At 71.4% G+C, this 26,389-nt stretch carries 25 protein-coding genes; 5 read left to right on the forward strand and 20 right to left on the reverse strand.

The annotated features are described in order from the left end of the window. Positions 1–2: 2 nt before the first annotated feature. Positions 3–491, reverse strand: a complete 489-nt coding sequence (locus ACWGI2_RS22240; protein ID WP_453697116.1) for a nitroreductase family deazaflavin-dependent oxidoreductase — start codon at positions 489–491, stop codon at positions 3–5. A 174-nt stretch (positions 492–665) separates the two neighbouring features. Between ACWGI2_RS22240 and ACWGI2_RS22245 the strand changes: the two genes are divergently transcribed. The 3 genes from ACWGI2_RS22245 (at position 666) to ACWGI2_RS22255 (ending at position 3,434) form a co-directional block, all read left to right on the forward strand. After that, positions 666–1,364 carry a TetR/AcrR family transcriptional regulator gene (locus ACWGI2_RS22245; protein ID WP_453697118.1) on the forward strand — a complete coding sequence of 233 codons (699 nt, stop codon included), beginning with the start codon at positions 666–668 and terminating at the stop codon, positions 1,362–1,364. A gap of 151 nt (positions 1,365–1,515) precedes the next feature. Further along, positions 1,516–2,772 carry a sensor histidine kinase gene (locus ACWGI2_RS22250; protein ID WP_453697120.1) on the forward strand — a complete coding sequence of 419 codons (1,257 nt, stop codon included), beginning with the start codon at positions 1,516–1,518 and terminating at the stop codon, positions 2,770–2,772. After that, complete coding sequence (locus ACWGI2_RS22255) at positions 2,769–3,434, forward strand: response regulator (protein ID WP_453399754.1); 666 nt, start codon at positions 2,769–2,771, stop codon at positions 3,432–3,434. Before ACWGI2_RS22250 ends, ACWGI2_RS22255 begins: the two co-directional genes overlap by 4 nt. Here ACWGI2_RS22255 and ACWGI2_RS22260 read toward each other — a convergent pair. Together ACWGI2_RS22260 and ACWGI2_RS22265 are read right to left on the reverse strand one after the other, a co-directional pair. Further along, positions 3,395–3,670, reverse strand: a complete 276-nt coding sequence (locus ACWGI2_RS22260) for a DUF6332 family protein (RefSeq protein WP_453697122.1) — start codon at positions 3,668–3,670, stop codon at positions 3,395–3,397. The two genes, ACWGI2_RS22255 and ACWGI2_RS22260, sit on opposite strands and share 40 nt — an antisense overlap. A gap of 76 nt (positions 3,671–3,746) precedes the next feature. Beyond that, positions 3,747–5,237 (reverse strand): MFS transporter, encoded by a 1,491-nt coding sequence (locus ACWGI2_RS22265; protein WP_453697123.1) that lies wholly within the window; start codon positions 5,235–5,237, stop codon positions 3,747–3,749. Positions 5,238–5,326: 89 nt separating this feature from the next. Between ACWGI2_RS22265 and ACWGI2_RS22270 the strand changes: the two genes are divergently transcribed. Further along, positions 5,327–5,731, forward strand: coding sequence for a MarR family winged helix-turn-helix transcriptional regulator (locus ACWGI2_RS22270; RefSeq protein ID WP_453697124.1), 405 nt, complete (start codon positions 5,327–5,329; stop codon positions 5,729–5,731). A 13-nt stretch (positions 5,732–5,744) separates the two neighbouring features. Here ACWGI2_RS22270 and ACWGI2_RS22275 read toward each other — a convergent pair whose 3' ends face one another. Both ACWGI2_RS22275 and ACWGI2_RS22280 read right to left on the reverse strand, forming a co-directional pair. Next, entirely contained in the window at positions 5,745–6,479 is a 735-nt protein-coding gene (locus tag ACWGI2_RS22275; RefSeq protein ID WP_453697125.1) for a maleylpyruvate isomerase family mycothiol-dependent enzyme, read from the reverse strand. A 50-nt stretch (positions 6,480–6,529) separates the two neighbouring features. Next, the gene (locus ACWGI2_RS22280) at positions 6,530–6,961 is read right to left on the reverse strand and encodes a cupin domain-containing protein (protein ID WP_453399749.1); all 432 of its coding nucleotides are present in this window, start codon (positions 6,959–6,961) and stop codon (positions 6,530–6,532) included. A 172-nt stretch (positions 6,962–7,133) separates the two neighbouring features. On the opposite strand from ACWGI2_RS22280, the gene ACWGI2_RS22285 reads away from it, so the two are divergent. Beyond that, the gene (locus ACWGI2_RS22285; protein WP_453697127.1) at positions 7,134–7,799 is read left to right on the forward strand and encodes a phosphatase PAP2 family protein; all 666 of its coding nucleotides are present in this window, start codon (positions 7,134–7,136) and stop codon (positions 7,797–7,799) included. Positions 7,800–7,836: 37 nt separating this feature from the next. Here the strand turns inward: ACWGI2_RS22285 and ACWGI2_RS22290 are convergent, their stop codons facing one another. From ACWGI2_RS22290 to ACWGI2_RS22360, 15 genes are read right to left on the reverse strand one after another with little or no spacing between them, the layout of a single operon-like run. Next, on the reverse strand, positions 7,837–9,162 hold the full coding sequence (locus ACWGI2_RS22290) for a glutamate-1-semialdehyde 2,1-aminomutase (RefSeq protein ID WP_453697128.1): 1,326 nt from the start codon (positions 9,160–9,162) through the stop codon (positions 7,837–7,839). Positions 9,163–9,169: 7 nt separating this feature from the next. Next, positions 9,170–9,721: a dTDP-4-dehydrorhamnose 3,5-epimerase gene (gene rfbC / locus ACWGI2_RS22295; RefSeq protein WP_453697129.1), complete on the reverse strand. Its 552-nt coding sequence runs from the start codon at positions 9,719–9,721 to the stop codon at positions 9,170–9,172. Continuing rightward, positions 9,718–10,914 (reverse strand): polysaccharide pyruvyl transferase family protein, encoded by a 1,197-nt coding sequence (locus tag ACWGI2_RS22300; protein ID WP_453697131.1) that lies wholly within the window; start codon positions 10,912–10,914, stop codon positions 9,718–9,720. The genes rfbC and ACWGI2_RS22300 overlap by 4 nt, the downstream gene beginning before the upstream one ends. After that, the gene (locus tag ACWGI2_RS22305; RefSeq protein WP_453697133.1) at positions 10,911–11,858 is read right to left on the reverse strand and encodes a glycosyltransferase family 2 protein; all 948 of its coding nucleotides are present in this window, start codon (positions 11,856–11,858) and stop codon (positions 10,911–10,913) included. The genes ACWGI2_RS22300 and ACWGI2_RS22305 overlap by 4 nt, the downstream gene beginning before the upstream one ends. Further along, entirely contained in the window at positions 11,855–13,129 is a 1,275-nt protein-coding gene (locus tag ACWGI2_RS22310; RefSeq protein ID WP_453697700.1) for a hypothetical protein, read from the reverse strand. Before ACWGI2_RS22310 ends, ACWGI2_RS22305 begins: the two co-directional genes overlap by 4 nt. 5 nt (positions 13,130–13,134) lie before the next feature. Then, a complete protein-coding gene (locus tag ACWGI2_RS22315) occupies positions 13,135–14,418 on the reverse strand; it encodes a DUF4910 domain-containing protein (protein ID WP_453697134.1) in 1,284 nt (427 codons plus the stop codon). Further along, positions 14,406–15,431, reverse strand: a complete 1,026-nt coding sequence (locus ACWGI2_RS22320; RefSeq protein ID WP_453697136.1) for an NAD-dependent epimerase/dehydratase family protein — start codon at positions 15,429–15,431, stop codon at positions 14,406–14,408. Before ACWGI2_RS22320 ends, ACWGI2_RS22315 begins: the two co-directional genes overlap by 13 nt. Positions 15,432–15,434: 3 nt before the next feature. Next, positions 15,435–16,097: a PIG-L deacetylase family protein gene (locus ACWGI2_RS22325; protein WP_453697138.1), complete on the reverse strand. Its 663-nt coding sequence runs from the start codon at positions 16,095–16,097 to the stop codon at positions 15,435–15,437. Then, entirely contained in the window at positions 16,094–16,891 is a 798-nt protein-coding gene (locus ACWGI2_RS22330; protein WP_453697139.1) for a glucose-1-phosphate cytidylyltransferase, read from the reverse strand. The genes ACWGI2_RS22325 and ACWGI2_RS22330 overlap by 4 nt, the downstream gene beginning before the upstream one ends. Further along, positions 16,888–18,132: a class I SAM-dependent methyltransferase gene (locus ACWGI2_RS22335; RefSeq protein WP_453697141.1), complete on the reverse strand. Its 1,245-nt coding sequence runs from the start codon at positions 18,130–18,132 to the stop codon at positions 16,888–16,890. The genes ACWGI2_RS22330 and ACWGI2_RS22335 overlap by 4 nt, the downstream gene beginning before the upstream one ends. Continuing rightward, a complete protein-coding gene (locus tag ACWGI2_RS22340) occupies positions 18,129–19,340 on the reverse strand; it encodes a glycosyltransferase family 4 protein (RefSeq protein ID WP_453697143.1) in 1,212 nt (403 codons plus the stop codon). Before ACWGI2_RS22340 ends, ACWGI2_RS22335 begins: the two co-directional genes overlap by 4 nt. A 2-nt stretch (positions 19,341–19,342) precedes the next feature. Continuing rightward, complete coding sequence (locus ACWGI2_RS22345; protein WP_453697144.1) at positions 19,343–20,635, reverse strand: O-antigen ligase domain-containing protein; 1,293 nt, start codon at positions 20,633–20,635, stop codon at positions 19,343–19,345. 1 nt (position 20,636) lies between these two features. Next, entirely contained in the window at positions 20,637–22,175 is a 1,539-nt protein-coding gene (locus tag ACWGI2_RS22350) for a right-handed parallel beta-helix repeat-containing protein (protein WP_453697145.1), read from the reverse strand. Between the two features lie 13 nt (positions 22,176–22,188). Beyond that, positions 22,189–24,168 (reverse strand): alginate lyase family protein, encoded by a 1,980-nt coding sequence (locus tag ACWGI2_RS22355; protein ID WP_453697146.1) that lies wholly within the window; start codon positions 24,166–24,168, stop codon positions 22,189–22,191. Continuing rightward, positions 24,165–26,366: a bi-domain-containing oxidoreductase gene (locus tag ACWGI2_RS22360; protein ID WP_453697147.1), complete on the reverse strand. Its 2,202-nt coding sequence runs from the start codon at positions 26,364–26,366 to the stop codon at positions 24,165–24,167. The genes ACWGI2_RS22355 and ACWGI2_RS22360 overlap by 4 nt, the downstream gene beginning before the upstream one ends. Positions 26,367–26,389: the final 23 nt, after the last annotated feature.

The following is a 26,389-nucleotide window of genomic DNA, read 5'->3' on the forward strand; positions in this document are numbered from 1 at the left end:
CCTCACTTCGTGAGGGCGACGCGGAAGACGGGGTGGTCGCCCGCGGCCGCCTCGATCTCCGCGTCCGTGGACTTGGCGGTGACGCCCTTGAAGTACTGGTTGACCTCCCAGCCCCACTTCTCCAGATAGCCGCGCAGCAGCGGCAGCTTCTCGGCGTCCGGGACCTCCTCGACGGTGAACGCGCGGACCTTGCGCCCCACGCGCAGCTCACCGCCGCCCGCCACGCGCATGTTGCGCACCCACTGCGAGTGCCCGCGGGCCGAGATCAGGTACTGGGCACCTTCGTACGTGAACGGGTTGACCGGGATGCGCTGCAGCTGCCCGCTCTTGCGCCCCCGTACGGAGAGCTCGACCGATCCCGCCAGGCTGATTCCGCGCCGCGCCAGCCAGCCGATCACGCTGTTGAGCCGCACGGCGAGCGGGCTGCCCTTGAGGTAGTAGGGGGTGGGGGAGCCGGAGGAGGAAGACGCCGAGGGGGAGGAGGAAGACATGGTGACCGCCAGAGTCGGGAGGGATTCCGAGAGCACTGCTCTCGCTTAAGAGCAGTGTGCACGAGATGGGTGCTCCATTTCAAGAGCAGTGCTCTCGAAAATGTGCGGTGCTCACGTCGAGGTGCGCTGATCTCGTTTTGGTGCACCGCTCCGAACGCATGGCACACTGCCCGTATGAGCAGCGCCACCAGCGGGGCCAGGGCCCGCGCCCGAATCGAAGTCACCGCCGCCATCAAGGACGAGGCGCGCAGACAGCTGGCCGCCGACGGCGCCGCCAAGCTCTCGCTGCGCGCCGTCGCCCGCGAGCTCGGCATGGTGTCCTCCGCCCTCTACCGCTACTTCCCCAGCCGCGACGAGCTCCTGACCGCGCTCATCATCGACGCCTACGACTCCCTCGGTGCCGCCGCCGAGCAGGCGCACGCCGAGGTCGCGTCGGCCGAACCTGTGCGGCGCTGGACGGTCGTGTGCGAGGCCGTGCGGTCCTGGGCGCTCGCGCATCCGCACGAGTACGCCCTCATCTACGGCTCGCCCGTCCCCGGTTACAGCGCGCCCGCCTCCACGGTCGAAGCCGCCGCCCGCGTCGGGCAGCTGCTCATCGGGATCGTGCGTGACGCTCATCAGAAACGTGGTGTCGCCGTGCGGCCGCTGCCGGGCGGGCTGCGTACCGAGGCCGAGCGGATCGCGGCCGATCTCGCGCCCGATCTGCCGCCTGCGGTGATCACGGCGCTGGTCGCGGCGTGGGCCCAGCTGTTCGGGCTCGTGGGCTTCGAGGTGTTCGGGCAGTTCAACCGCGTCGTCGAGGACCGTGCGGTGTTCTTCTCGTACGCGGCCACTCAACTCGCCCATGGGGTCGGTCTTTTGGAGCAGAGCTGAGCAGAGCTGAGCAGAGCTGAGCCTTCGGGCTCAAAGACCCGCCCCCTCGCGGGTGTGGCCTCGGGTGCCTTCGAGGTACTCCCGCGGGAGTACGCGTGATCGCCACGTCCGGGTGACGCCCGCCGCCCGCCGCGCGGTCTAGCGTGGCGACATGGATGAGCAGCGCGAACACAGGCGCGGCGGTCCGCCCCTGCCCTGGGGCGGACCGGCGATGTGGCGGCAGGGGCCGCCGTGGTGGAACCAGCGCGACGAGACGGGGAACGTCAGCAGGCTGCCGTGGCTGACGACCCTGGCGATCACCGTGTTCGTACAGGTCGGCTCGAAGTACGCGGCGGAGGGCCAGCTCGACCGCGAACCGCTCGACATCTACGCCCGGCTGCTCCTCCTCGCGGGCACGCTCTCGCTCCTGCTGCGTCACCGCCACCCGATCCCGGTCGCGTACGTCACGGCAGGGACCGCCCTCGTCTACCTCGGGGCCGGGTACGCGTACGGCCCGGTCCTGATCACTGTCGCCGTCGGCTGCTTCGCCGCGGTCGTCGCGGGGCACCGGCGTGCCGCGTGGGGCGCCGTCGCGATGCTGTGGGCGGGGCATCTGCTGGTCGCGCACTGGCTCTACCGGTGGCTGCCGCCGGACGGTGACGGACCGCGGACGTGGGGCGAGGAAACCGTCGTCGCCGTCTGGGTCGTCGCCATCATCGCCGTGTCCGAACTGGCCCGCGTACGACGTGAGCAGTGGATGAAGGAGCGTGCCGAGCGTGCGCAGGCCGCCAAGAGGCGGGCCGACGAGGAGCGGCTGCGCATGGCCCGCGAGCTGCACGACGTCCTCGCGCACAGCATCTCCGTGATCAACGTCCAGGCGGGCGTCGGCCTCGCGCTCCTCGACTCCGACCCCGAGCAGGCCCGCACCGCCCTGACCACCATCAAGGCCGCGAGCAAGGAGGCCCTCGGGGAAGTCCGCCAGGTCCTGGACACCCTTCGAACGCCCGGCGACGCGCCCCGCGCACCGGCTCCCGGGCTCGACCGGCTGCCCGAACTCGTACAGCAGGCCGCAAGTACAGGGCTCACGGTCGACCTCGACACGCAAGGGACCGGCAGAAAGCTGGCGCCCGGCGTCGACCTCGCCGCCTTCCGCATCGTCCAGGAGGCCCTCACGAACGTCGTACGCCACTCGGGATCGCGGCACGCGCGCGTCCTTGTGCGGTACGAGGCCGCGGCGCTCACCCTGCGGGTGGACGACGACGGCCCCGCGACCGGCGCGGACGCGGGCGGCAGCGGCAACGGTCTCGCGGGAATGCGGGAGCGCGCCGCCACCCTGAATGGCACGATCGAGGCGGGCTCGCGCCCGGACGGGGGATTCCGGGTCACCGCGGTACTGCCCACCCGCACGTCACCTCAGGAGGATCAGTGATCCGCGTACTGCTCGCCGATGACCAGTCGCTGGTCAGGGCAGGGTTCAAGGCGCTGCTCGACGCCCAGCGGGACATCGAGGTGGCGGGAGAGGCCGCGGACGGCGAGGAAGCCGTGCGCAGGGTGCGGGAACTGCGGCCCGACGTCGTCCTGATGGACATCCGCATGCCGCTGCTCGACGGGCTCGCCGCGACCCGGAAGATCACCGAGGAGCCGGACCTGAACGACGTCAAGGTGGTCATGCTGACCACCTTCGAGCTGGACGAGTACGTCTTCGAGGCGATCCGTTCCGGGGCTTCGGGCTTCCTCGTCAAGGACACCGAGCCCGAGGAACTGCTGCGTGCCGTCCGGGCGGTGGTCGACGGCGACGCGCTGCTCTCGCCCGGTGTGACGCGCCGCCTCATCGCCGAGTTCGCGGCCCGCTCCAAGGAACCCGCGGGGCCCGAGCCGCTGGGTGAACTCACCGAGCGGGAGCGGGAGGTGATGGCGCTGGTCGGCATCGGCCTGTCGAACGAGGAGATCGCCCGCCGTCTGGTCGTCAGCCCGCTCACCGCGAAGACGCACGTCAGCAGGACCATGGTGAAGCTCGGCGCCCGGGACCGCGCCCAACTGGTCGTCCTGGCCTACGAGTCGGGCCTCGTACGCCCCGGCTGGCTCGGCTGACGCGTCGCGCGCCGGTGGCGTACGAGGATCGTCACCAGGGAGACGGCGAAGACGACGGCCCCCGCGATCAGGCCGGCCCGGACCAGCGTGCCCTCGCTGGGTGACGTCACGCCGAAGAAGAACGCCGGTGAGGCCACGGCCAGCGCCGTGATGCCCGCGAAGGACGTGGCGGCGAAGAGCGCGAAGCCGATCTCCACAGTGTCCGCGTCGCGCTCGGCCTGCGTCCTTCGTCCCATCCTCAGAGTGTGCGGTGCGCGCTCCCGGCGGGCAAGCAACTACACGCCGGGAACGGCCTGTTGATCTGTGAGGCGGTCAGTCGCGGGCGGCCACCGGCTCCCTCTCCACCGCCTCCTGGGGCTGCGACTTCGCGACGACGACCGTCTCCCGCGTACGCCGCGTCCATACTCCGGTGAGGGTGATGAGCAGCCCCGCGACCGCGATGGCCGTCACCACGATCAGGCCGGGCCGGTAACTGTCGAGCACGGCCTGAGGCGAGGCGTCGGCGCCGTGGGACGACGCGGTGATCACGGCCGTGACGACGGCGAGGAAGATCGCGCCGCCCACCTGGATCGAGGTGTTCAGGAGGCCCGAGACCATGCCCTGCTCGTCGTCGTCCACGCCGTTGGTGGCCTGGATGTTGAGCGAGGGGAAGACCAGGGCGCACGCGAAGCCGAGCAGGATCATGGAGGGCAGCACCATGGACGCGTACGACGGGGTGAGGCTGACGCGCAGGAACAGCGTGTACGAGGCGACGAGCAGGACGAAGCCCGCCACGATGACCCGCGGAGTGCCGAACCGGTCGATCACCGAGCCGACCTTCGTGGACGACAGGGCGACCAGAGCGCCCGCGGGCAGGAAGGCGAGTGCGGTCTCCAGGGCGGACCAGCCGAGCAGTGTCTGGAAGTACTGCGTGGCCAGGAACTGGAAGGAGACATAGCCGCCGAAGAACGTCATCGCTCCGATCTGCGCCCGGAGTTGGGGGCCCGAACGCAGCACGCCGAGGCGGATCAGCGGGCTCGCGGTGCGCAGTTCGATGCGTACGAAGACGGCGAGCAGCACGGCCGCGGCGAGGAACGACAGGAGGGTGCGGGCCGAAGCCCAGCCGGCCTCCGGTGCCTCGACGACGGTGAAGACGAGCAGCAGCATCGCCGCAGTGCCGGTGACGGCGCCCGGCACGTCGTAACCGCCGACGTTCTTCTCGCGGGGGCTGCGCGGGATCAGCTTGAGCCCGGCGATCAGCGCGATGACGGCGATGGGTGCGGGCAGCAGCATCGTCAGGCGCCAGCTGGCTTCGGTGAGCAGTCCGGAGAGGACGAGTCCCATGGAGAAGCCGGTGGCGGCGCAGGTGGTGTAGATGGTGAGCGCGCGGTTGCGGACCGGGCCCTCGGCGAACGTCGTCGTGATGATGGACAGGCCGGCGGGCGCGGTGAACGCGGCGCTCAGGCCCTTGATGAAGCGGCTCGCGATGAGCAGCGGACCCGAGTCGACGAACCCGCCGAGCAGCGAGGCGAGGGCGAAGACGGCGAGCGCGATGAGGAAGACGCGGCGCCGGCCGAGCAGGTCGGCGGCCCGGCCGCCCAGGAGCAGGAGGCCGCCGTAGCCGAGGATGTAGCCGCTGACGACCCACTGGAGGGTCGAGGTGGAGAGGTTCAGTTCTGAGCCGATGGAGGGCAGCGCGACGCCGACCATCGATACGTCGAGTGCGTCGAGGAACATCGCGGCGCAGAGCACGAGGAGGGTGCCCCACAGACGCGGGGACCAGCGCTCCGGGGACGCGGAGGCAGCTGTGAGCGGAGAAGTCATGCGGAGCACAGTACATGCATGTGCATTGACTGCAAGTGCATTTAATTCCGATGCAACAAAGGGGGTGTTTTCTGCTACCGTGCGATGTCATGGCGGCGAAGAAGGCCGAGCAGGGGCTCGTGGACCAATGGCGCGACATCCTCGCGGTGCACGCACGCACTCTGTGCGAACTCGACAACGCCCTGCGTGAGCACGGCCTCGGGGCGAGCGACTTCGAGGTCCTCGACGTCCTGTCCGAGGGCGCCGCCGCGGACGGCGACTGCGCCTACCGCGTGCAGGACATCGCGGGCCGGGTGCATCTGAGCCAGAGCGCGCTCTCGCGCCTCATCGGCCGCCTGGAGAAGGACGGCCTCGTGGAGCGCGCCATGTGCAGCGAGGACCGGCGCGGGGTGCGCGTCGTGCTCACCGACAAGGGGCGCCGGCTGCACGCGGAGGTGCGGCCGTTGCAGCGCGCGGTCCTTGAGCGGATGCTGGCGGAACCCAGCTCCAAGTAGCCCTCCTTGGGGCTCACACGCCCGACGTCTCGCTCCACAGCGCGCTGAGCGCGGTGTCCCCGCTGACGTGGGGGAACGGCGCGCGATTCCATAGCGCGAGATAGAGGCGCTCCGCGGGTCCCGACACCTCGCAGTCGGCCGGGCCGTCGTCGCCCCGCTCCGTGGCGGGCGGCTCCTGGGACAGGCGGACGGTCCACACGGCGTCCGCGTCGGCGTCCGTCGCCCGCACGCGCAGGACGCGCGGCTCCGGCGTACGCACCCTGCTGCGCGAGCGCGCGTGAAACCCGCGGAGCAGCTCGTCGATCCCGTCCGCGGCGAACTCCGTGCCGATCGGCGACGGCGCGCCCCCGCGCGCGGACTCGGCGTCCACGCGGTGGATCGTCGTCTCGTTCGCCTGCCGCCGCGCCCAGAACGCGAGCGGGGACGGCGCGGGCAGGAACGCCCAGCACCGCACGTCGGGCGCGGCGACCCGAAGCGTGGCGACCAGGTCGGCGTGCGCCTGCCGGTACCAGTCGACCAGCGCGGCACCGTCGAGCTCCGGCGGGTCGCCCAGAGGTCGCGGCGAGGCGTGCTCCTCGGCCACGAACGCCCCGGCCCAGCGGTGCACCGCTCCCGTGTGCCGCAGCAGATCGCGCACCACCCAGCCGGGGCAGGTGGCCACCTTGGCACCCGTCCCGGCCGCATCGGCGGCGCGGGCCAGCAACTTGCCTTCCGCGTCCAGAACTTCAAGGTGCTCGGAGATCTCCATGTGCGGGATTGTGCCGGATGGAGTGAGCTCCAGGGGATCGGGGTCCGCTTCTACTTCTGCTCTTGCTTCTGCTGCTTCAGCGTCTCTCTCCCGTTGAGTTGATACAGCTCGGGCACGGAGACCTTGATCGGTTCCTGCGTGGTCCGGGCGATCACGACGACCGCGGGCTCGTTCGGATCCGGGTTCTCCTCCCGGTGTGGGACGAACGGCGGCACGAGGAAGAAGTCACCCGGTTCGGCGGCGAGCCGCACTTCCTCGGCGCCGTCGTGGTAGACGAACACGGGGTGACCGCTGACCACGTAGATGCCCGCCTCCGAGTCTCCGTGATGGTGATTGTCGGTCGCGCTCAACGGCGGGTTCTCCACCATCCCCATCCAGAGCTTCTTCGAACCGACCGTGCCGCCACTGATGGCGGCGAAGCCGTCCAACTCGCCGGATCCGACGTGGTGGACGCGGTTGTTCAGCGGTGCGTTGTCAGTCATCGTGCGGCCTCTCGGTTTCGATCTCCTTTACGTGGACCAGGCTGCGACCCCAACTCCGCCTGCCGCAAACGTTGTTGCGGTTATGGCAAAGAAGCGGGTCTCATTGGTTAGGGTGGCGGACAGAGACTGATCCGGGGCCTTCGGCCAGGGGGAAACGGGGAGCCGCTGCGTCATGACCGCCTCTCAGTCGGCGCCCGCGGTGCTGCCCCCGACCCTGCGCGTGTGGCTCGGTCTTATCGCTGCCCTCGCCACGCTGGTGGTGGTCGTGCTCGGGGTCCTGTACGCAGGCCACGGCGAGCCCGGCAGGGTGGACAGGTGGGTCATCGATCCGACGGCGGACAGTGTGCGGCCGCCGTGGCGGCAAGTCGCCCTGGCCACGGACTTCTTGGCGGAACCCGTGGGAGCGGCGCTGCTGGTCGTCGCCGCCGTGGCGGGCTGTCTGCTGCTGCGTCATCGCCGCGCGGCCGTGCTCGTCGTTGCCGGCGCAGGACTCACCGTGGCGACGACGACGCTGCTCAAGCACCTCGTGGGACGCACCATCCACGGCGACGGCAACCTGTCCTATCCGAGCGGCCACACCGCCTTCCTCACCGCGCTCGCCCTCGTGGTGGCGCTGCTCGCGACTGGCAGGCTCGGCCTCGGCAGGACGGCGGGCACACTACTCGTGCTCGCCGCGGCGCTGGTGGCCGGAGCCGGAATGGGCTGGGCGCAGGTCGCCCTGGGCGCGCACTACCCGACCGATGTCCTGGGCGGCTGGTGCACCGCGCTTGCGGTGACACCGGCGACCGCGTGGCTGGTCGACAAGGCGGCTGACGCCAGGCGGCGGGAGCCACATTGACGTCACGTCACATCACGCGGCGCCACGCCACCTAACGTCACGCCAAGCGGCGGAACACAGGCTTCACCGGACGCCCCGCCAGCCACGGCGTGGGATCCGCGGCGTCAAGTGCCTTCCGGTACACCGCACATGCCTCGGCCACCACATCGACGGTGCGGTCGATGTCGGCGGCGTCGAGCGCGCTGCTCACCACGAACGACGGGGCGAGCACCCCGCCCGCGAGGAGCTTGCGCAGGAACAGGGTGCGGTACTCCTGCGACGGCTGCCGGTTCTCGTCGAGGGTGGCGAAGACCAGATTGCTGGCCCGGCCCCGGACCACGACGTGCTCGCCGACGCCCATACCGGCCGCGGCCTCGCGGACACCGGCCGCCAACCGCTCGCCGAGGGCGTGCAGTTGCGCGGTGATGCCCTCCTCGGCGTAGGTGGTCTGCACGGCCATCGCGGCGGCAAGGGAGTGCGTCTCGGCGCCGTGCGTGGTGGACAGCAGGAACACCCGGTCACCGGAGTGACGAAGCCCGCCCCGCTCCATCAACTCGCGGCGCCCGGCGAGCGCGGAGACGGCGCATCCGTTGCCCAGCGCCTTGCCGAACGTGGAGAGGTCGGGAGTGACGCCGTACAGGCCCTGGGCTCCCGCCTCGGACCACCGGAAGCCGGTGATCATCTCGTCGAAGACCAGTACGCAGCCGTGCCGGTCGGCCAGTTCGCGGAGTCCTTGGAGGTAGCCCGGCGGCGGCTCGGTGTGCCCGGCGGGTTCGAGGATCAGGCAGGCGACCTCGTCCTGGTACCGGGTGAGCAACTCCTCCGTGGCGGCCAGGTCCCCGTAGGGGAAGGACACCGTGAGATCGGTGGTCGCCGCCGGAATGCCGGCGGACATCGGCGTCGTACCGATGAACCAGTCGTCGACGGAGAAGAACGGATGGTCGGCGCAGATAGCCACCCGCTCGCGCCCGGTGGCGGCGCGGGCGAGGCGTACCGCGGCGGTGGTGGCGTCGGAGCCGTTCTTCGCGAACTTCACCATGTCGGCGGTCGGCACCGTGGCCAGGAAGCGTTCCGCGGCCTCGACCTCCACGATGGAAGGACGGACGAAGTTGCTGCCGCGGTCGAGCTCCCGCCGCACCGCCTCGATCACGCGGGGGTGGGCGTGGCCCAGGCTGACCGACCGCAGGCCTGACCCGTACTCGATGTAGCGGTTGCCGTCGACGTCCCAGACGTGGGCCCCGCGTCCGTGGCTGATGACCGGGGCCAGGTTCTCGGGGTACTGGTCGTCGCCCTTGGCGTAGGTGTGCGCGCCCCCGGGGACCATGGCGTGCAGCCGCTCGTTCGCCGACCGCGACCTGGGCAGGTCGAACTCTTCGGTGTCCACGGTGAGTTCAGCTCTCCTTCTGCTTCAGGGCTTGCGCGAGGCTCGGCGCCTCCCGGTCCCGCTGGGACATCGATGTGGGCGGCAGCGGCCAGGGAACGGCGAGCTCCGGGTCGTCGAAGGCGATCGTCACGTCCTCGGCCGGATCGTGCGGCCGGTCGATCCGGTACGAGGTGTCGGCGGTGTCGGTCAGCGCCTGGAAGCCGTGCGCGCATCCCGCCGGGATGTACAGGGTCGTCTGCGTCTCGCCGGACAGCTCGAAGGTGGCCACGTTGCGGTACGTCGGCGAGTCCGGCCTCAAGTCCACGACGACATCGAAGATCTTCCCGTACGAGCACCGCACCAGCTTGGCCTCGCCCGCACCGGAGCGCAGGTGCAGGCCGCGCAGCACGCCCCGCACCGAGCGGGACACGCTGTCCTGGATGAAGGCGTACGGGTCGAGGCCCACCGAGCGGACCACATCGGCGTCGAAGGTGCGGCAGAAGAAGCCGCGCTCGTCGGCGTACGGGGTCGGCTCGAACAGGAACGCGCCTGCGATCGCCGGGACTTCGGTCGCTTTCATGGAGTCTCCTGCCGGGCGGCCGCCTTGAACAGGGCCGTGGTCAAGGCGGTGAACTGGTGGGTGAGTTGCCGCGCGGCTTCCTGGTTCCGCTCGGTGAGGGTCCGGCGCAACTCCGCCGACCGCTTCTCCAACTCCCGGAACTGTTCGAGGAGTTTGCCGGCGTCGACCTCGCGGGCCGGATGGCAGTACGCGCCGAGGCCCATCATCGCCATGAGCGCGTCACTCTTGGCGGCATAGCTGAGTGCGAGGGTGGGTGTGCCGGCCTTCAGCGCGCAGATCAGGTTGTGGTAGCGGGTGGCCACCACGGCGTCGGCGGCCGCCGTCTCCTTCATCAGGTCGGCGAGGGAGGCCACTTCGGCGGCCGTGACCAGGGGCGAGTCCACCGCTTCGAGGATCGCGTCGACCACCGTCGTATCGCAGTCGTCGCCGGTGAGCAGGCGGACCTGTCTGCCCTCCTCGACCAGTGCGCGCACGAATCGGGTGGTTCCTTCGAGGTAGCGGCGGTGGATCTCGTCGGCCATCGCGCGGTCGTCGTCGCCTCCGTGGAAGTCCATGACGCCTACGCAGACCTGGCCGTTCGGTCCTGGTGGCGGCGGCGTCGGCAGGGCGAAGGCGAGGTCCGGGTAGACCTCGTCGCGCGCGGTGTCCACGCCCATCGCCCGCATCGCGTCGCGGGACTGGGCGTCCCGGTACGAGCGGTACGCGGCGAGGCGTGCCGACCAGCGCACCAGGGCCCGGGTCGGCCGGTTGCCGATCTCGGCGGCTCCGACGCCGACCAGGGCGACGGGGGTACGCAGCAGCTTGCCGCTCGCGCAGAGCAGGAACAGCGAGTACGGGAAGCCCCACGGCCGCAGCGGCAGCGTGGCCTCCAGGACGCCCATGCCCGGCACGATCACCACGTCGTGCCGGCGCACCCAGGCCGCGGTACGGACGGCGTCGACGAGTTTGCCCAGGCCCTTCCCCGCGACCGCGCCCGCACGTGACGCGGTCCGGTACTCCCCGCGGTACCAGTGCAGCCGCGTCGCGGGGATCCCGTACCGGGCCTCGACGGCCTCGGGACCCCCGCACAGCGCGTCCACGACCGCCTCCGGGTGCTCGGCGCGGAGGTAGCCGAGCACGGCCTCCAGGGACCCGTCGTTGCCGAGGTTGCCGGAGCCGAGCAGGCCGAACACCCCGACGCGGGCCGCGCTCACCCCTGCCTCCCCTCGCGGCCAGCGACGAGGGCGTCGACGGAGACGGTGAGCAGGGCCGGGTCGACCGGGGCGCGGTCCTCGACGCGCTCGCCCGCGCCGGGCCGGACCCGGCTGGTCATCCACGAGGCCAGGTGGCGGTAGCACGCGCGCCGGTCGGCCGCCGACAACGGCGCCCGCCGGACCGCCGCGACGAAGCCCCAGACGTACTCGGCGAGCAGCCGGGGCGTCGGGTGCAGCGGGCCGGCCCGGCGCGGGTCCAGGTTGACGCACCGGGAGCGCTTGGAGGGGTTCGCCCGCTCGGCGCGGGTGGGGTGGTCGCGGCGGAAGTACAGCAGCTCCGGCACCTGGTGGAAGGGCCCGTGCAGGGTGATCTCGGCGACGAACGTACGGTCCGCGTGGTGGTAGCTGTCGTGCGGCTTCACCCGGCGCAGCACGTCGGCCCGCATCACCCCGTAGAAGTCGTCGCCACCGGGCTCGAACAGCAGGCTGCGGAAGCGCTCCGGCGCGCGCGGCGAATCGGTGGCGAGTCCGTACGCGTACGGGACCTTCACCTGGCCGTCGCCGTCGATGACCGCCTGGCCGGAGTGGGCGAGGACCACGTCCGGCCGCTCGTCGAGGGCGTCCACGCAGCGCCGCAGCAGATCCCGGGCGTACAGGTCGTCGTGCGAAGCCCACTTGAACAGCTCGCCGCGGCACTCGGTGAACACGTAGTTGTGGTTCGGCGCCGCGCCGATGTTCCGGGGCAGCCGGATGTACCGGATGCGTGAGTCCCGCGCCGCGTACTTGCGGCAGATGTCCTGGGTGCCGTCGGTCGAGGCGTTGTCCGAGATGACCAGCTCGAAGTCCTCGTAGGTCTGGCCGAGCAGGGCGTCGAGCGCCTCGGCGAGGTACTCCTCGCCGTTGTAGACGGGCAGGCCGATGCTCAGCCGGGGATGGGCGGTCATGACGTCCTCACTTCAGGGATGGGATTGCGGTGGCGCTCGCGCAGGGCGGACCGCAGCTGCAGCCACCACATGGCCGAGGCGCAGACGGTCGCGGCGGCGACGCCCCAGGCCGAGCCGACCGTGCCGGCCACAGCTGCCCCGCCGAGCCCGCCGCCGACATAGCAGGCGGAGGCGAACAGCTGGCTGCGCAGGCTGCGCCGGGCCGCGGCGAGCGCGCGCAGGCCGGCCGCGGCGCCCGTGCCGAGTCCCGCGCCCGCGACGCCCAGCGCGGCCGGCACGATGAGCTCCGATGCGGAGCTCCAGACATCGCCGAGCACGAACTCGCCTGCCCGGTCCGGCACAAGCAGCAGCGCCACGCCCCAGAGCAGGGCGGCGGCGGCCTGCCCGCCGCCGAGCAGGAGGCAGAACCTGCCGAGCCGGTGCGGGGCCTGGCGCAGCACCCGTGCCGCTTCCGCGACGGTGACCAGCGACAGGCCCATCAGCACGGCGAGGAACGGTCCGAGGAGGAGCTCGGCGCCCCGGATCGCACCCACCGCGCCGACCCCGACGATCGCGCCGAGCCCGTAGGCCCGCAGCTGGCTCGCGCCGCTGAGGCTGACGTTCTCGACCAGGTACCGGTAGCCGAGGTCGCGGTGTTCGCGGAGCCATCCGCGCGCCCGGGTCACCCGGGGCCGGATGCCCGACTGGAGGCAGCCGTACCCCGCGGCCACCGCGGCGGACGCGCCCCAGGCGAGCACGAAGGCGGCCACGCTGCCCACGTGTGCCGCCACGACCATCGCCGGGACGAGCGCGACGCCCCAGACGAGGTCGTTGACGAACGCCTTCCGCCCGGCGCCCGCGGCGAAGAACGCGTACCGCCAGGCGTCCTGGAGCAGCAGCCCCGGCAGCACGACGCCCAGGCACGCGAACGCGGGCCCGACGCGGCCGCCGACCGCGAGACCGACCACCAGGCAGGCCGCGCCGATGGCGGCGCCGACGCCGAGCGCGGTGCCCGACGAACGGGCCGCCGCCGCGCGCCAGGACGCCTCCGGCACACCGCTGAAGCGCACCACGAGCGGATCGGTCGCCAGGCCGCGGGCGACGTTGAGCACCACGCCGTAGGTCAGCCAGGCCAGGCTGAACACGCCGAACGCGGTCACCCCCAGCGAGCGGGCCACATAGATCCCCACCGCGAAGTTGGTCATGCTGGAGGCCGCCTGGTCGGCGAGCCCCCAGGACAGCCGGCCGGCCATGGCCCGTCTGGCGGTCCGCTTCTCCCCCTCGGTGGTCATCTGGGTCATGCCTTGATCAGCCCGGCGCCGTGCAGGGCGTCGGCCGCGGCGGCGACGGCGCCGAACGGCAGCCCGGACCGCTCGGCGACGTCGAGCAGGCTGTGCTCACCCTCGGAGAGACTGAGCACCCAGAGCATGGCCATCTCGGCCTGCTTCGCGTCGCTGCGGCCGCCGAGCGAGTCGTACAACCCACGTCGGCCCAGCTGTGGTTCGCCGTAGGGGCTGAGGTTGACGTAGCGCCGGTTGCGGTCGAGGACGGCGAACGCCTCGCGGCACACCGCGAGGGTGTCCGCCATCGCCTCCGGGGAGACGAAGTCCGGGTTGTCCGCCGAGGTGTGGTACTCGGCGTAGCCGGCGTACGGCGTCCTGCTGAGCGAGCCCACGCCGAGATCGAACCCGGGGGAGCAGTACTGCCGCTCGTCGTAGCCGTACGGCGTGAACTCCTTTACGTGGTGCGGGCGTTCGGACGCGGAAAGGACGTGCCGCATCACGCGGTCGATCTCCGCGTCGCCGCGCCTGCTCTGCTTGTACGTCAGTTGGCCCCGGTCGCCCGCGCAGGCCAGGACAAGGCCGTGCTTGATCCGCTCGATCCGCTCCGCGTTGCGGGCGAGCCACGTGATCGCCCCGATGGTGCCGGGCGCGAAGATGAACCGGTAGGTGTAGTACGGCGTCGTCTCCGCCAGCGCCCGGGCCAGGAACGTCGCCACCGCGATGCCGGCCAGATTGTCGTTGGCGAGCGACGGGTGGCAGACGTGGCAGGAGACGATCACCTCGTCGGGCACCTGCCCGGGGACCACGTGCTCGGCGTAGGTGAGGTGGCCGTCGGCGAGTGTGGAGTCGACGTGCACCTCGTAGTCGCCGTCCGGCAGCGCGTCCAAGGTCTCCTGGGCCAGGCAGAACCCCCATTCCGGTTTGTAGTAGCTGGTGCGGTACGGCACCCAACTCGGGTGGTCCGGCAGCGTGTGCAGGTGTGCACGCAGCTCGGACAGCGGCAGGGTCCTCGACACCGGCACGCTGTAGCCGAGCACGTGCAGGCTGGACGCGGCGAAGTCGACGACCCGGTTGCCCGCGGTGTCGGCGACGTACGCGTCCCGGATGTTCCACTCCTGCGGCACCGTCCAGTCGAGCACCTGCGTCCCGGTCGGCACCTCGTGCACCTGCAACGGGACGTACTCGCCGACGATGTCCAGGGTGGCGCGCACGCCGTCGCCCGTGATGCTCCGGCAGAGCGGGTAGAGCCGCTCCACCAGCGCGTGCATCTGAGCGCCGAGCTCGGTCATCGGCGCCACCGCAGGGTGTCGTCGACCGTGCCGGCCTCGGACGCCGCGCTCAGCACGGCGAGGCGGGTGAAGCGTCGCTCGAAGTCCTCGCGGGTCAGGCCGAACTGCCGGTAGGCGTCGGCGAGTTCGAGCGCGCCCTGCTTGACCGTCCACTCGCAGTCGAAGCCCGGAATCGCGGCGCGGAACCGGGAGAAGTCCACCCGGTACGAGCGCGGGTCGGCCCCGGTCTCGCCGGTGATCACCACCTTCGAGCCGGACACCGCCGCGGCGACCTGCTCGGCGATCTCGGCCACCGTGACGTTGTTGATCTCGCTTCCGATGTTGAACGCCCGGTCGTGCACCGCCTCTTGGGGCGCGGTCAGCGCGGCCGTGAAGGCCCGTGCGATGTCGGCCGCGTGCACCAGCGGGCGCCAGGGGGTGCCGTCGGAGAGCACAAGCACCTCGCCGGACAACAGCGCGTGGCCCACCAGGTTGTTCAGCACGATGTCGGCGCGCAGCCGGGGTGAGTAGCCGAAGGCGGTGGCGTTGCGCATGAACACCGGGCTGAAGTCGCCGTCGGCCAGCGCGTGCAGGTCGTCCTCCACCCGCACCTTGGACTCCGCGTACGGCGTCACAGGCCGCAGCGGGGCGTCCTCGGTCACCAGGTCGCCACCGCCCGCGGCGCCGTACACCGAGCAGGTCGACGCGTACAGGAAGCGCCGCACTCCGGCGTCGCGGGCGAGCCGGGCAAGGCGTACGGACGCGTGGTGGTTGATGTCGTAGGTGAGCTCCGGGGCAAGGGATCCCAATGGGTCGTTGGACAGCGCGGCCAGGTGGATCACGGCGTCCACCCCGGCCAGGTGTTCGGCCGTGACGTCGCGCAGGTCCACCTGGTGTCCGGACGGGTCCGCGGGCGGCGGGCCGAGCACGCAGTCGGCGAACAGTCCTGCGTCAAGACCGACGACTTCGTGTCCGGCTGCCGCGAGGACCGGGGCCATCACGGTGCCCAGGTACCCCTGGTGTCCGGTGAGCAGTACGCGCAAGGTTCATTCCCCCAGATCGAAAGTGCCGAGATTGAGCGTGAGTTTCGTGGCGGCGAACGCCTCGGCGTAGCGCGCGTGGCATTCGATGCCGCGGATCCGCGCGAGACCGAGGAAGGCCTCCCGGTCGTACCAAGGTCGGTGCCGCTGCGAGGGGTAGTGCTCCTGAAGCAGCCGCACCTTCCGCTCGGCGATCTCCGGCGCCAGCGGCTGGTACGCCGAGGGGCGGCCGAGATCGCCGTCCCACTTGACGATCTCGTAGCCGAGCACGAGGTGGTCGCGGAACGCGGTGGGTATGAGCCGGGCCAGGCCGCGGTGGTCCTGGTGCGCGTCGTCCGTGCGCGGGGCCAGGATCAGCTCCGGCTCGGTCTGCCCGCGCAGTTCCTCGACCGCGGCCTTGGCCTCGTCCCAGTGCACGGGCATCCGGCCGTCCGGCAGCTTGAGCACGGTGAGGCGCAGGTCGGCGCCCGGGCAGAAGGCTTCGAGCGCGGCCCGCTCCTCCTGCTCACGCTCGCTGCCACCGCCGGAGAGCACCAGCGCGTCGACGCGGATGCCCGGCCGCGCGAGGCACAGCGTGAGGAGCGTGCCGCCCGCGCCGATGGCGATGTCGTCGCAGTGCGCGCCGACCGCGACGATCCGGTTCAGGGGCCCGGCCCCGAGCTCGATCACGCGGACCCCACCGCGGCGCGGTCCCGCTCCCACACGGCCCACGGGCGGTCGCCCCGCGCGTACGCCTCGTCGAGCGCGGCCCGCTCCTTGACGGTGTCGGTCGGCTTCCAGAAGCCGCGGTGCTGGTGCGCCACGAGGCGGCCCTGCTTGGCCAGTTGGGCGCATCCGTCGGCGACCAGGTCCCCGTTCTCCGGGATGTGGTCGAAGACCTCCTGGCGGAGCACGAAGTAGCCACCGTTCTCCCACATCGGCAGTTCGCTGACCGGGGTGATGCCCCCCACCAGGCCGTCCTCGCCCAGGTCCACGCAGTGGAACGAGGACTGCGGCGGCACCACCATCATCGACGCACCGGCGTCGCGCCGGGCGAACTTCTCGATCATCTCCGGCAGCGGGGCGTCGGTGAGCACGTCGGCGTAGTTGGCGAGGAACATCTCGTCGCCGTCCAGGTGGTGCCGCACCCGGCGAAGGCGTTCCCCGATCGGTGACTCGATGCCGGTCTGCGCGAACGTGATCGTCCAGTCGGAGATGTCGGTGGAGAGCAGCTCGGTCCGCCCGCCCCGCAGCACGAAGTCGTTGGACGTCGTCTCCTCGTAGTTGAGGAAGAAGTTCTTGATGTGATGGGCCCCGTAGCCGAGGCACAGGATGAACTCCGTGTGCCCGAAGTGCGCGTAATAGCGCATGACGTGCCAGATCAGCGGCCGGGGTCCGACCATCGCCATCGGCTTGGGCACGTCGTCAGCGGCGCCGCTGCGCATCCGCATCCCGTAACCGCCGCAGAACAGTACGACCTTCATGATGTGCCCTCGACAATGCTCAGTTCCGGGATGGGGAAGACAAGGCGGCCGCCCCAGTCATGCACGAAGGACAGCTGCTCGACCAGCTCGTCCCGCAGGTTCCACGGGAGGACGAGAACGTAGTCCGGCCTGTCGGCGGCTATCTGCTCGGGCGGCAGGATCGGGACGCGGGTGCCCGGGGTGAACCTGCCGTGCTTGTAGGGGTTCCGGTCGACCGTGTACGGGAGCAGGTCGGGCCGGATGCCGCAGTGGTTGAGCAGGGTGTTGCCCTTGCCCGGGGCGCCGTAGCCGACGACCGTCTCGCCGCGCTCGGCCGCCGTGATGAGGAACTTGAGGAGGTCCCGGCGCACCTTGGCCACCCGGGCGGAGAACTCGGTGTACCCGGACAGCTCCTGCAGCCCGGCGGCCTTCTCCCGCGCCAGCACGTCGGCCACCCGCTGTGTCGGCTCACCGGCCACCTCGGTGGGCCGGGCCCACAGCCTGATGGAGCCGCCGTGCGTGGGCAGCAACTCGACGTCCACGAGGGCGAGTCCGCCGCTGGCGAGCGCCCGGATCGCGGACGCGACCGTGTAGTACTGGAAGTGCTCGTGGTAGATCGTGTCGTACTGGTTCTCCTCGATGAGGGTCAGCAGGTGCTGCACCTCGATGGAGACCCAGCCGTCGTCGGCCACCAGGGCGCGCAGCCCCTGGGTGAACCCGACGACGTCGGGGATGTGCGCGTACACGTTGTTGGCCACGACCAGGTCCGCCGGGCCGTGTTCGGCGCGGACGGCCGAGCCGGTGTCCGGGCTCAGGAACTCCGTGAGCGTGGGCACACCCGCGTCCCGCGCCGCGGCACCGACGTTCACCGACGGCTCGATGCCCAGGCAGCGGATCCCCCGGTCCACCACGTGCCGCAGCAGGTATCCGTCGTTGCTCGCGACTTCGACCACGAAGGCCTCGGCGCTGTCGGAGCCGAGCCCCACCCGCTCCACGGCGTCGGCGACGAACGTACGCGCGTGCTCCACCCAGGAGGTCGAGAAGGAGGAGAAGTACGCGTACTCCTTGAACGTCTCCTCCGGCGTGATCAGCGGCGGTATCTGCGCCAGCCAGCAGTCCGTGCAGACCCGCAGATGCAGCGGGTACGCGGGCTCCGGCTGGTCCAGTTGGTCCGCGGCGAGAAAGCTCTCGCACGGTGGGGTCGCCCCCAGATCGACGACGCTCGACAGCGCCGCCGAGCCGCAGAGTCGGCATCCTGTCATTTACTGCCCCCCAATGATTCCGTCCGCCCCGCGATCGCGTTGCGGTACCCCTCCACCAGGCGTTCGAGGCCGACGGCCGGGCTGAAGCCCTGCTCGTAACGGCGCCGGGCCGCCTGTCCCATCTCCTGGTTGCGGGCCTGCTCGGCCGCGATCCGGCGTATGCCGTCCGCGAGCGAGGCCGCCTCGCCCGGCCGGTGAAGCAGCCCGGTCACGCCGTCATCGACGAGTTCGACGAACGCGCCGTGACCGGCGGCGACGGTCGGCACCCCGGCCGCCATCGCCTCGACGACCACCAGGCCGAACGCCTCCAGCCACGTCGAGGGAGCCACCACCGCGACCGAGCGCGCGATGGCCTTCTGGCACTCCGCCCCGTCGTACAGACCGACGTAGCGCACGTCGTCCCGGCCCGCGGCCCAGGCGGTCACCTCTCGCTCGAGCGGCCCCGTGCCGGCGACCACGAGCGGCACGCCCACACCGCCGTCGGCGGCGATCGCGTCCCACGCGGCCATGAGCAGCCGCACCCCCTTGGCCTCCGCGAGGCGGCCGAGATAGAGCAGATGCTCACCGGCGCCCTCTCGGCGGGCGTCCGGTTCGGGCACGAAGTTGTGCTTCACCACAAGGCGTTCGGCCGGCATGCCGGACCGCACCAGGACGTCGCGCTGCGCCCCGGAGATGCAGAAGAACCGCTCCACCCCGGACCACCACCGGCGCCGGTTGACCGTCAGGCTGACCGCGAGCGGCACCGTCGCGAGCCGGGAGTTCCGGTAGCAGCCGTGCCGGACGGCGGGCAGCGGCGCCGCTGCCCCGACGCACTCGGTGCACGGCCGGCCGTCACGCTGCAGCGTGCCGGGCGGGCAGACCTGGGTGTAGTTGTGCAGCGTGGCGACGGCGGGCACACCGGCGTCGGCGCAGGCGGCAAGCACCGCGGGGGAGAGGAGCGGGAAGACGTTGTGGACGTGCACCACGTCCGGCCGCTCGGCGCGGAGCCGGGCGGCGAGCTCCTTGCGGACCGCCGGGTTCCACGGCACGAGGAGCGGCACCGCGGCCTTGGCGGGCAGGGACCGGGCGGCGATGTCGTCGCTGCGTCGCTCGAACACCTCGACCCGGTGGCCCGCCGCGCGCAGCAGCTCCACCTCCTGGTCGACGACCTTGTTCTCGCCGCTCGGCTGCGCCGAGGCGTAGCGGTTGTGCACCACGAGGACGTGCATGCTCAACTCACCTCCGTATTGCGGGCCCATCGCGGAACACGTCGCGGGGCACGTCGTCGCGTGACCGCGGGCGCCGGCAGGTGCGAGGCCGCCGCGGGCGCCGCGAGGAGCGAGGCGGCCAGGGCCAGATGCAGCAGATAGGGCGAGGCGTCGCCAAGACCGGCCTCGGTGTACGACGCGATCGCGCAGTAGCTGATCAGGAAGATCGCGCACGCCCTCGACAGCGACGGCGGCCGCAGCAACGCGACGCCGGCGAGCACGATGATGGCCGTCGCCACCAACGCGATGCCGATCAGGCCCTGTTCGTGGTAGACGGCGAGCCAGCTGTTGTCGATCGGCAGCCCGCCGAACGACTTGTCGCCCAGGCCCGTGCCGAACACCTTCTCCGCGGTCGTGCGGGGCGCGGCGAGCAGGGCGTCCCAGACCTTGGCCCGCCCGGTGAGACTGCTGAGGTTCTCCTCGTCCTGTCCGCGCAGGAACCAGACCTGCAACGCGGAGCTGAACCCCACCGCGGCCACCGCGGCGCACAGCACCGCCCAGGTGAAGAACCGCCGGGCGGCGGCGCTGGTCAGTATGAGGGAGCCGATCGCCAGCGCGAGGCCGATGAACAGGCCGAGCGTGGCCGTACGGGTATGGGTCAGCACGAGCAGGACGAGCGAGGGCACGATGACCAGCGCCGCGCTTGCCCTGTCGATCCGGCGGCCCAGTACGAGCAGCACGGTGAGCCCGATGATCACCGCGGCGTACTGGCCGATCTGCGGCGGGGTGAGCGGCCACAACGCGCCGACGAGGCGCCCGCCGTAGAGCTCGGGCATGGCCGCGCCCGGCGAGACGACCAGGCCCGCGGCCACCGACCCGAGCACCGCGAAGTACATCCGGATGTGGTGCCTGACGAACGTCAGGCTGCCGTCCCACCAGCGGCCGAGCAGCCACAGCGTGCCGACGAAGAGCGCGAGCCGGGCGCAGCGGAACAGCGCGCCGAGCCCGGACTCCAGGTCCGCGCTCGCGATCACGCTCGGCACGAGCAGCAGGGTGAGCAGGAACACGAAGGCGCCGGCCCGGATGCGCAGCCGGAGATTGACCGCGAGGGCCAGCGTGAACGCGGCGACCAGCGCGCCCATGGTGACCATCTGGATGAGCGAGCGGGGCAGCGGGACGATGGTCTTCGCCCCGGCGGAGCCGAGCGTGTTGAGGATCAGCAGCCCCCAGACCGTCCCGACGATCTTCGGCGTGTGGTCCGTGATCTTCGACGTGAGATCCGTGTGGTCCGCGCGCTCCGTGTGGTCAAGGCTCATCTCAACCACCGTCCCGTGCGCGGAGGGTGCTGCCCGCGTCCTGCCGGTACGGCGTGCCCTGCCACTGCCCGAAGTCGAGCTTTCCGCTCGGGTCGTGGGCGATGAAGCTCCACGGCCCGCGGTAGACGTTGTCGTGCCAGCGGTTCTTCTGCTTCCCGGTGATCGCCTCGGACACCCGCTCGCCCTTGTACGGCGACCAGTCCGGATAGGTGCCGTAGTTGGCGAGGACCGCCATCCGGCCGCACTTCGCCGTGCACTTGACGACGGACGGGTCGAGCACGAAGCGGTTGTGGTGGATGTCCACCCGCTGGGTCTTCCACCGGCAGTCGGCGTAGAGCGGTGCCTTCGTGATCGCCGGCTTCGCGCAGCGGTCGGTGTTCTTCACCAGCAACGTGCAGTCACCGGACGAGGTGTTGGCCGGGCTGTTGCAGAACCGGTCGGCGTTCTCCCACAGGGTGATCCCGGACCAGTTGTTCTCCAGGAGGTTCCGGTCGATCTCGATCTTGTCGGTGCGGGCCGGGATCCGTGGTTCGCCACCTGACTCGGACACGTAGATGGTCGCGAGCGGGAAGTTGTCGCCGCGGTCGGCGTACCTGCGGCCCTCGACCCAGTTGTTCTTCCTGACCGTGTTCTTCCGGATGACCGCGTTGTAGCTGGTCTCGTAGATCAGGGCGGCACCGTCGTTGGCATCGAGCACGTTGTTCTCGATGCGGAAGTCGTTGTTGTTGGTGTCCGCCCACAGCCCGGTTCCGCGGTTGTCGTGCACCCAATTGCCGCGCACATCGGCGCCGTTGACCGCCCAGAACTTGATGCCTCCGGTGCAGCCGCAGCCCTCCCGCTTCCGCTCCCAGTCGTCGGTGTTGTTGCCCACGATCTCGTTGCCCTCGACCACCAGGCCGCTGATACGGCCCCCGGCCTTGTACGCGTTCATGCCGTACTGACCGTTGTCGCGCAGGCAGTTGGCGCGGACCTGCTGGCGGGCACCGGCCATCAGCCCGGCACCGGAGTTGTTCTGGATCGTCGCGTGCTCGATCACCCATCCGTCGGCCGAGTCGTGGTTGACCACGCCCTCGTCCGGCGGCGCCACGAAACGCTGCACGGTCAGGTGGCGGATGGTGACGTCGCGGGCGGCGCCGCCGAACGCGTACTGGTTGGTCTTCCGGCCGTCGAGCACCGCGCCGGGCGCGCCGAGGTAGCGGTTCCCCTTCTTGGGGATGACCTGGGCGTAGCGGTCCGGATCGAGCCTGTGCTTGCCCGGGCGGAGCCAGAACGTGGTGTTCGGGGGGCTGCTCTTGGTCTTCGCGGCCAGGTCACCCGTGTCCGCGGGGTCGACCGTCACCGCGCCCTTGGGCGCCTTCGTGGGACCGGGTTCGGGTTTGGCGCACACGCGGGCCACGGAGGTGGAAGGCGCACCGGAGGCGGACGGCGCACCGGTCGGCTTCGCCCGGGCGTCCGGCGTGCTCGTACAGCCGGTCGCCGCGAGCAGGGCCAGCGCCAGCGGTGCCGCCGGCAACGCCAGGCGCCGCCACTTGATCCCCACGTGTCCTCCCCTCCTATCCACGGAACTTGAGCACGGTGGTTAACTCCCCCGACTGAGTCGTGCCGTCGGTGAAGCCGGTGCCGACCAGCGTGGTGGCGGGCTCCTTGCGTCCGAAGCCCGCGGAGTACCAGCCCAGCGGTGGCTCGGTCTCGCCGCGATGCGCCCGCCAGGACAGCTGCCCCGGCAGGTCGAGCACCGCCGAGCGCTCCTCGCCGTCCCGGGTCCAGGTGAGCAGCGCCCAGTTCCCCACCAGGTCCGCGGCGATCGCCGGGCCGAGGTGGAACGCCAGGCGCACGGCCCGGCGCGGGCCGCGCACCTCGTCGACCACCCGCAGCTCCTGGCTCGCGCCGGTCAGCTCCACCCGGCGGCGGTGCACGGAGCCCTGGTAACCGTCGTGCTCGGCGCTCCAGCGGGCCGTGCCCCCGTGGGAGGCGCCGGACGGGTCCGCGACCAGGACGCGGCTGCGGGCATGCCGGGTCCACAGGAACGGGCCGCCGGAGACCGACTGGTCACCGCCGTCCAGCTGCAGGGTGTTGTGGCCGAGGGTCGACCGGAAGTACTGCCGCCACTCGGGCTGCCCGTGGTAGCAGAACGTCCCCGGGTCGGCGAGCACGTCGACCCCGTCGTGCCGGACCTCCACGGACAGCGCGTCCGCGTGGGCGTGCGCGGCGATGGACAGGAAGCCGTGCGGCCCGCCGTCGCAGCGGCACCAGACCTCCTCCGCCGGATCGCGCAGGATGGTCATGCCCGCGTCGGCGAAGTGGCCCGGCCTGCTTGCCGGGCGGGCCACGGCCGGTGCGGAACCACTTTTCGCGTACGGCCGGACGAGCGCGGCAAGGAGCGGGGTGCGCACGTCGGTCGCGGTCACCGCCGGCCACCAGGCGAGCCGGCCGAACACGGCGTCTCCCGTGGACAGGAGCGAGGCCCAGCGGTCGGTGCCCGCACCGTCCACGATCAGACCGTGCCCGTCGTCCGCGTCCCCCTGGCGCGGCGGCCGCAGGTGACTGTCCACGACGGCCGCGAGCGCGTCGGTCATCCGCAGCAGCACGAGGCGGACCGACGCGGGAATCGGCACGTGGGCGGCGTCCGCCTCGGCCACCGCGGCCAGGCCGAGCTCAAGGACGAGTCCGTGATACTCGGTGGCCAACTCGCGGTTGAGGCCGGAGCCGAAGGTGTTGCCGCGCAGCTGCCGCTCGAGGGACCGCAGTGCGTCGGCTCGCCAACGCGCCGACGAGGGGAACCATCCGAAGGCGCAGGCCGCGGCGAACTGCCCGGCGGCCTCGGCGATGACGTGGTTGTTCGCCGAGGAACCCCGGCTGGGGAAGGCGGCGAGCCAGCGCTGGTGGTGCCAGATCTGGTTCAGCGCCACCGGGTTGTCCTCGAAGAGGCCGGCCGCGCCGGGCCAGCCGTCGAGCAGCCGCCGTACCCACACCCAGGAAAGCAGCCGGATCCCCAGCTCGATGCCGCTGATCCAGTGGACCCCGCGCAGCGGCGGGTTGGCCGCCCACCACAACCGCAGGTGCTCGGCCACGCGTTCGGCGTACCGCTCGTTCCCGGTGATCGCGTAGGCGGCGGCGAGCACGGTGAGGTACTGGTGCCGGGACAGCTCCCAGATCTGCTTGATGTCCCCGACCGCGTCCTCGTCGCGGTACGGCATGTCGAAGGCGTAGCCCCACGGAGCACGGCGCCCGGTCTTCGGGTCGTACCACCAGTCCGGGTCGGCCAGGTCGTCGCGTTCGACGCCGAAGTACTCGGCGTGCCCGGCCATCAGCCGGTCCGCCTCGGCGACGAGGCGTTTCGCGGCGTCCGGTGGCACCGAGGCGATCGTCCCCGCGGGCAGAACCGCGGTGAACCGGGCGCCGGTCACGGTCGGGCACTCCGGCCGCGCCGACCGCCATCGCCGCCTGCGCAGCGCGTCGCCCAGCCGGCCGCCGACCTCCCGCGGTCCCATCCGGGACAGCCGCCGCAGGTACCAGACGGCGCTCATGGTCATCGCGCCCTCGCCAGGGTCACCGGCACGCCGCCGGCCAGGCCGGTCCGTACGGCGAGGGTGGCCGCCGTGGTGGCGACGAGCGACTCCAGCGGCACCGGCATCGGCCCTCCGGTCCGCACGGCCTTGATGAACGCGGCCAGCTCGGCGTTCTGGCCCTTGTCCCGGGCCTTGGGCAGCCGTGAACTGACCCACCGCTTTCCGCGGCCGTCGTAGACAGAGGCACGGACGAAGTCGTCGAGCCGCAGCGCACGGCCGTCCGCGACCAGGTCGAGGGTTTCCTTGGGGAAGCCGGCCGGGCCGGTGGTGACATAGCTGATGGTGGCCGTGGACCCGTCCGGGTAGCGCAGCACGACCTGGAGGTCTTCGTTGCCGGACGCGGCGACCGCGTACACCGATTCCGGGTCGGCGTCGAGCAGCCAGCTCGCCGTGTCGATGAAGTGCCCGCCCTCACCGGCGAACCGCGAGCCCTCGGTGCCCTGCTGGAGGTACCAGCTGCCGTGCTGCAGGCGGCCCGCGTTGACCAGGTAGCGGAGGTTCGCCGGGCCGCTCCGGGTGCCGAAGCGCTTCCTGGCCTCCTGAAGCAGCGGCGCGAACCGGCGGTTGAAGCCCACTTGCAGCCGGTCGTTGCCGGACTCCTCCACCGCCGCGAGCACGCCGGCCAGGTCGTCCTCGGTGAGGGCCAGGGGCTTCTCCACGAACACCGCCTTGCCCGCGAGGAGTGCCCTGCGGGTCAGTTCGGCGTGCGAGCTGTGCCGGGTGACCACGAACACCGCGTCGATGGACTTGTCGCCGAGCACGGCGTCGAGATCGGTGGTCGCGTCGGCGAAGCCGAACTTCCGCTGCGCGTTGGCCGCGGAAAGCGCCGTCGTGGTGACGACGGTCGACAACTCGACGCCGTCGCGCTGTGCCAGGTGCGGCAGCAGCATCGACGTCGCGTAGTTTCCCGCGCCGACGAACGCGAGCCGTACGGGCGTCTTGGCGACCCGAGCCGGACCCCGCTTCGCGCTTCCGGCGGACACAGCCACCGCGGGCACGGCCACCTCCGGTGCCTCCGCCTGCCCGGCTTCCCCCGTGTGCTCGGGGTACCGGAACAGCACGGCCACGGCCTTCAAGTCGCCGTCCTTCAGGCGCTGGTACGTCTCGACGGCGTCATCGAAGTCGGCGATGTGGGAGATCAAGGGCTCCACGTCGACGCGGTCGCGGGCCAGGAGATCGAGGAAGCACGCCAGGTTGCGGCGCTCCGTCCAGCGCACATAGCCGATCGGGTAGTCGCGCCCCTCGAGTTCGTACGCCGGGTCGTAGCGCCCGGGGCCGTAGGAGCGGGAGAACCGGACGTCGAGCTCCTTCTCGTAGTACGCGTTCCACGGCAGGTCCAGGCGGCACTTGCCGATGTCGACGACCCGGCCGCGGTCCCGGCAGAGCCGGGCGGCCAGCTCGACGGGCTGGTTGCTGCCGCCGCCGGCGGCCAGGTACACCTGATCCACGCCGTGACCGTCCGTGAGCTCGGCGACGGCGGTCTCCACGGCAGCGGACGCCGGATCACCGCAGGCCGCCGCGCCCAGGCGTTCGGCGAGCTCGCAGCGCCCCGCGTCGGGGTCGGCCCCGACGACGCGGACTCCCGAGGCGGTGAGGAGCTGCACCACCAGCTGCCCGATCAGGCCGAGGCCGATGACGAGGGCCACTTCGCCGAGCTGCGGCTCACCCTGGCGGACGCCCTGCATCGCGATCGAGCCGACGGTGCCGAAGGCCGCGTGCCGTGGCGCGAGGCCGTCCGGCACCGGGGCGTAGAGGTTCTTCGGCACCCAGTTCAGCTCGGCGTGCAGCGCGTGCTCGTTGCCGGCGCAGGCCACGACGTCGCCGACCTTCACGTCGTCGATACCGGCGCCGACCTGCTCGACCACCCCGCACAGCGAGTAGCCGAGCGGCGTGTAGGAGTCCAGCTTGCCCATCACCTTGCGGTAGGTGGCGGGCACCCCGTTGGTGGCCACGCTCTGCATGACCTTGGCTACCTGGTCAGGCCGGGAGCGGGCCTTGCCCACCATCGACATGCCGGCTTCGGACACCTTCATGAGCTCGGTTCCGGTGGATATCAGCGAGTAGGCGCTCCGGACCAGCACACCGCCCGGCTTGCACCCCGGCACCGGTACGTCGAGCAGCGCCAGTTCGCCGCTCTTGTAGTTCTGCACAACCTGTTTCACCCGAGCTCCTCTTGTTTCCACTC

This window comes from Streptomyces sp. NPDC054866 (genome assembly GCF_053610745.1).

Excerpts from the sequence above, each read along its gene's own strand:
- ACWGI2_RS22240 (WP_453697116.1), bottom strand. The coding sequence starts at position 491 with ATGTCTTCCTCCTCCCCCTCGGCGTCTTCCTCCTCCGGCTCCCCCACC.
- ACWGI2_RS22245 (WP_453697118.1), top strand. The coding sequence starts at position 666 with ATGAGCAGCGCCACCAGCGGGGCCAGGGCCCGCGCCCGAATCGAAGTC.
- ACWGI2_RS22250 (WP_453697120.1), top strand. The coding sequence starts at position 1,516 with ATGGATGAGCAGCGCGAACACAGGCGCGGCGGTCCGCCCCTGCCCTGG.
- ACWGI2_RS22260 (WP_453697122.1), bottom strand. The coding sequence starts at position 3,670 with ATGGGACGAAGGACGCAGGCCGAGCGCGACGCGGACACTGTGGAGATC.
- ACWGI2_RS22265 (WP_453697123.1), bottom strand. The coding sequence starts at position 5,237 with ATGACTTCTCCGCTCACAGCTGCCTCCGCGTCCCCGGAGCGCTGGTCC.
- ACWGI2_RS22270 (WP_453697124.1), top strand. The coding sequence starts at position 5,327 with ATGGCGGCGAAGAAGGCCGAGCAGGGGCTCGTGGACCAATGGCGCGAC.
- ACWGI2_RS22275 (WP_453697125.1), bottom strand. The coding sequence starts at position 6,479 with ATGGAGATCTCCGAGCACCTTGAAGTTCTGGACGCGGAAGGCAAGTTG.
- ACWGI2_RS22280 (WP_453399749.1), bottom strand. The coding sequence starts at position 6,961 with ATGACTGACAACGCACCGCTGAACAACCGCGTCCACCACGTCGGATCC.
- ACWGI2_RS22285 (WP_453697127.1), top strand. The coding sequence starts at position 7,134 with ATGACCGCCTCTCAGTCGGCGCCCGCGGTGCTGCCCCCGACCCTGCGC.
- rfbC (WP_453697129.1), bottom strand. The coding sequence starts at position 9,721 with ATGAAAGCGACCGAAGTCCCGGCGATCGCAGGCGCGTTCCTGTTCGAG.
- ACWGI2_RS22305 (WP_453697133.1), bottom strand. The coding sequence starts at position 11,858 with ATGACCGCCCATCCCCGGCTGAGCATCGGCCTGCCCGTCTACAACGGC.
- ACWGI2_RS22310 (WP_453697700.1), bottom strand. The coding sequence starts at position 13,129 with ATGACCACCGAGGGGGAGAAGCGGACCGCCAGACGGGCCATGGCCGGC.
- ACWGI2_RS22330 (WP_453697139.1), bottom strand. The coding sequence starts at position 16,891 with ATGAAGGTCGTACTGTTCTGCGGCGGTTACGGGATGCGGATGCGCAGC.
- ACWGI2_RS22335 (WP_453697141.1), bottom strand. The coding sequence starts at position 18,132 with ATGACAGGATGCCGACTCTGCGGCTCGGCGGCGCTGTCGAGCGTCGTC.
- ACWGI2_RS22340 (WP_453697143.1), bottom strand. The coding sequence starts at position 19,340 with ATGCACGTCCTCGTGGTGCACAACCGCTACGCCTCGGCGCAGCCGAGC.
- ACWGI2_RS22345 (WP_453697144.1), bottom strand. The coding sequence starts at position 20,635 with ATGAGCCTTGACCACACGGAGCGCGCGGACCACACGGATCTCACGTCG.
- ACWGI2_RS22355 (WP_453697146.1), bottom strand. The coding sequence starts at position 24,168 with ATGACCATGAGCGCCGTCTGGTACCTGCGGCGGCTGTCCCGGATGGGA.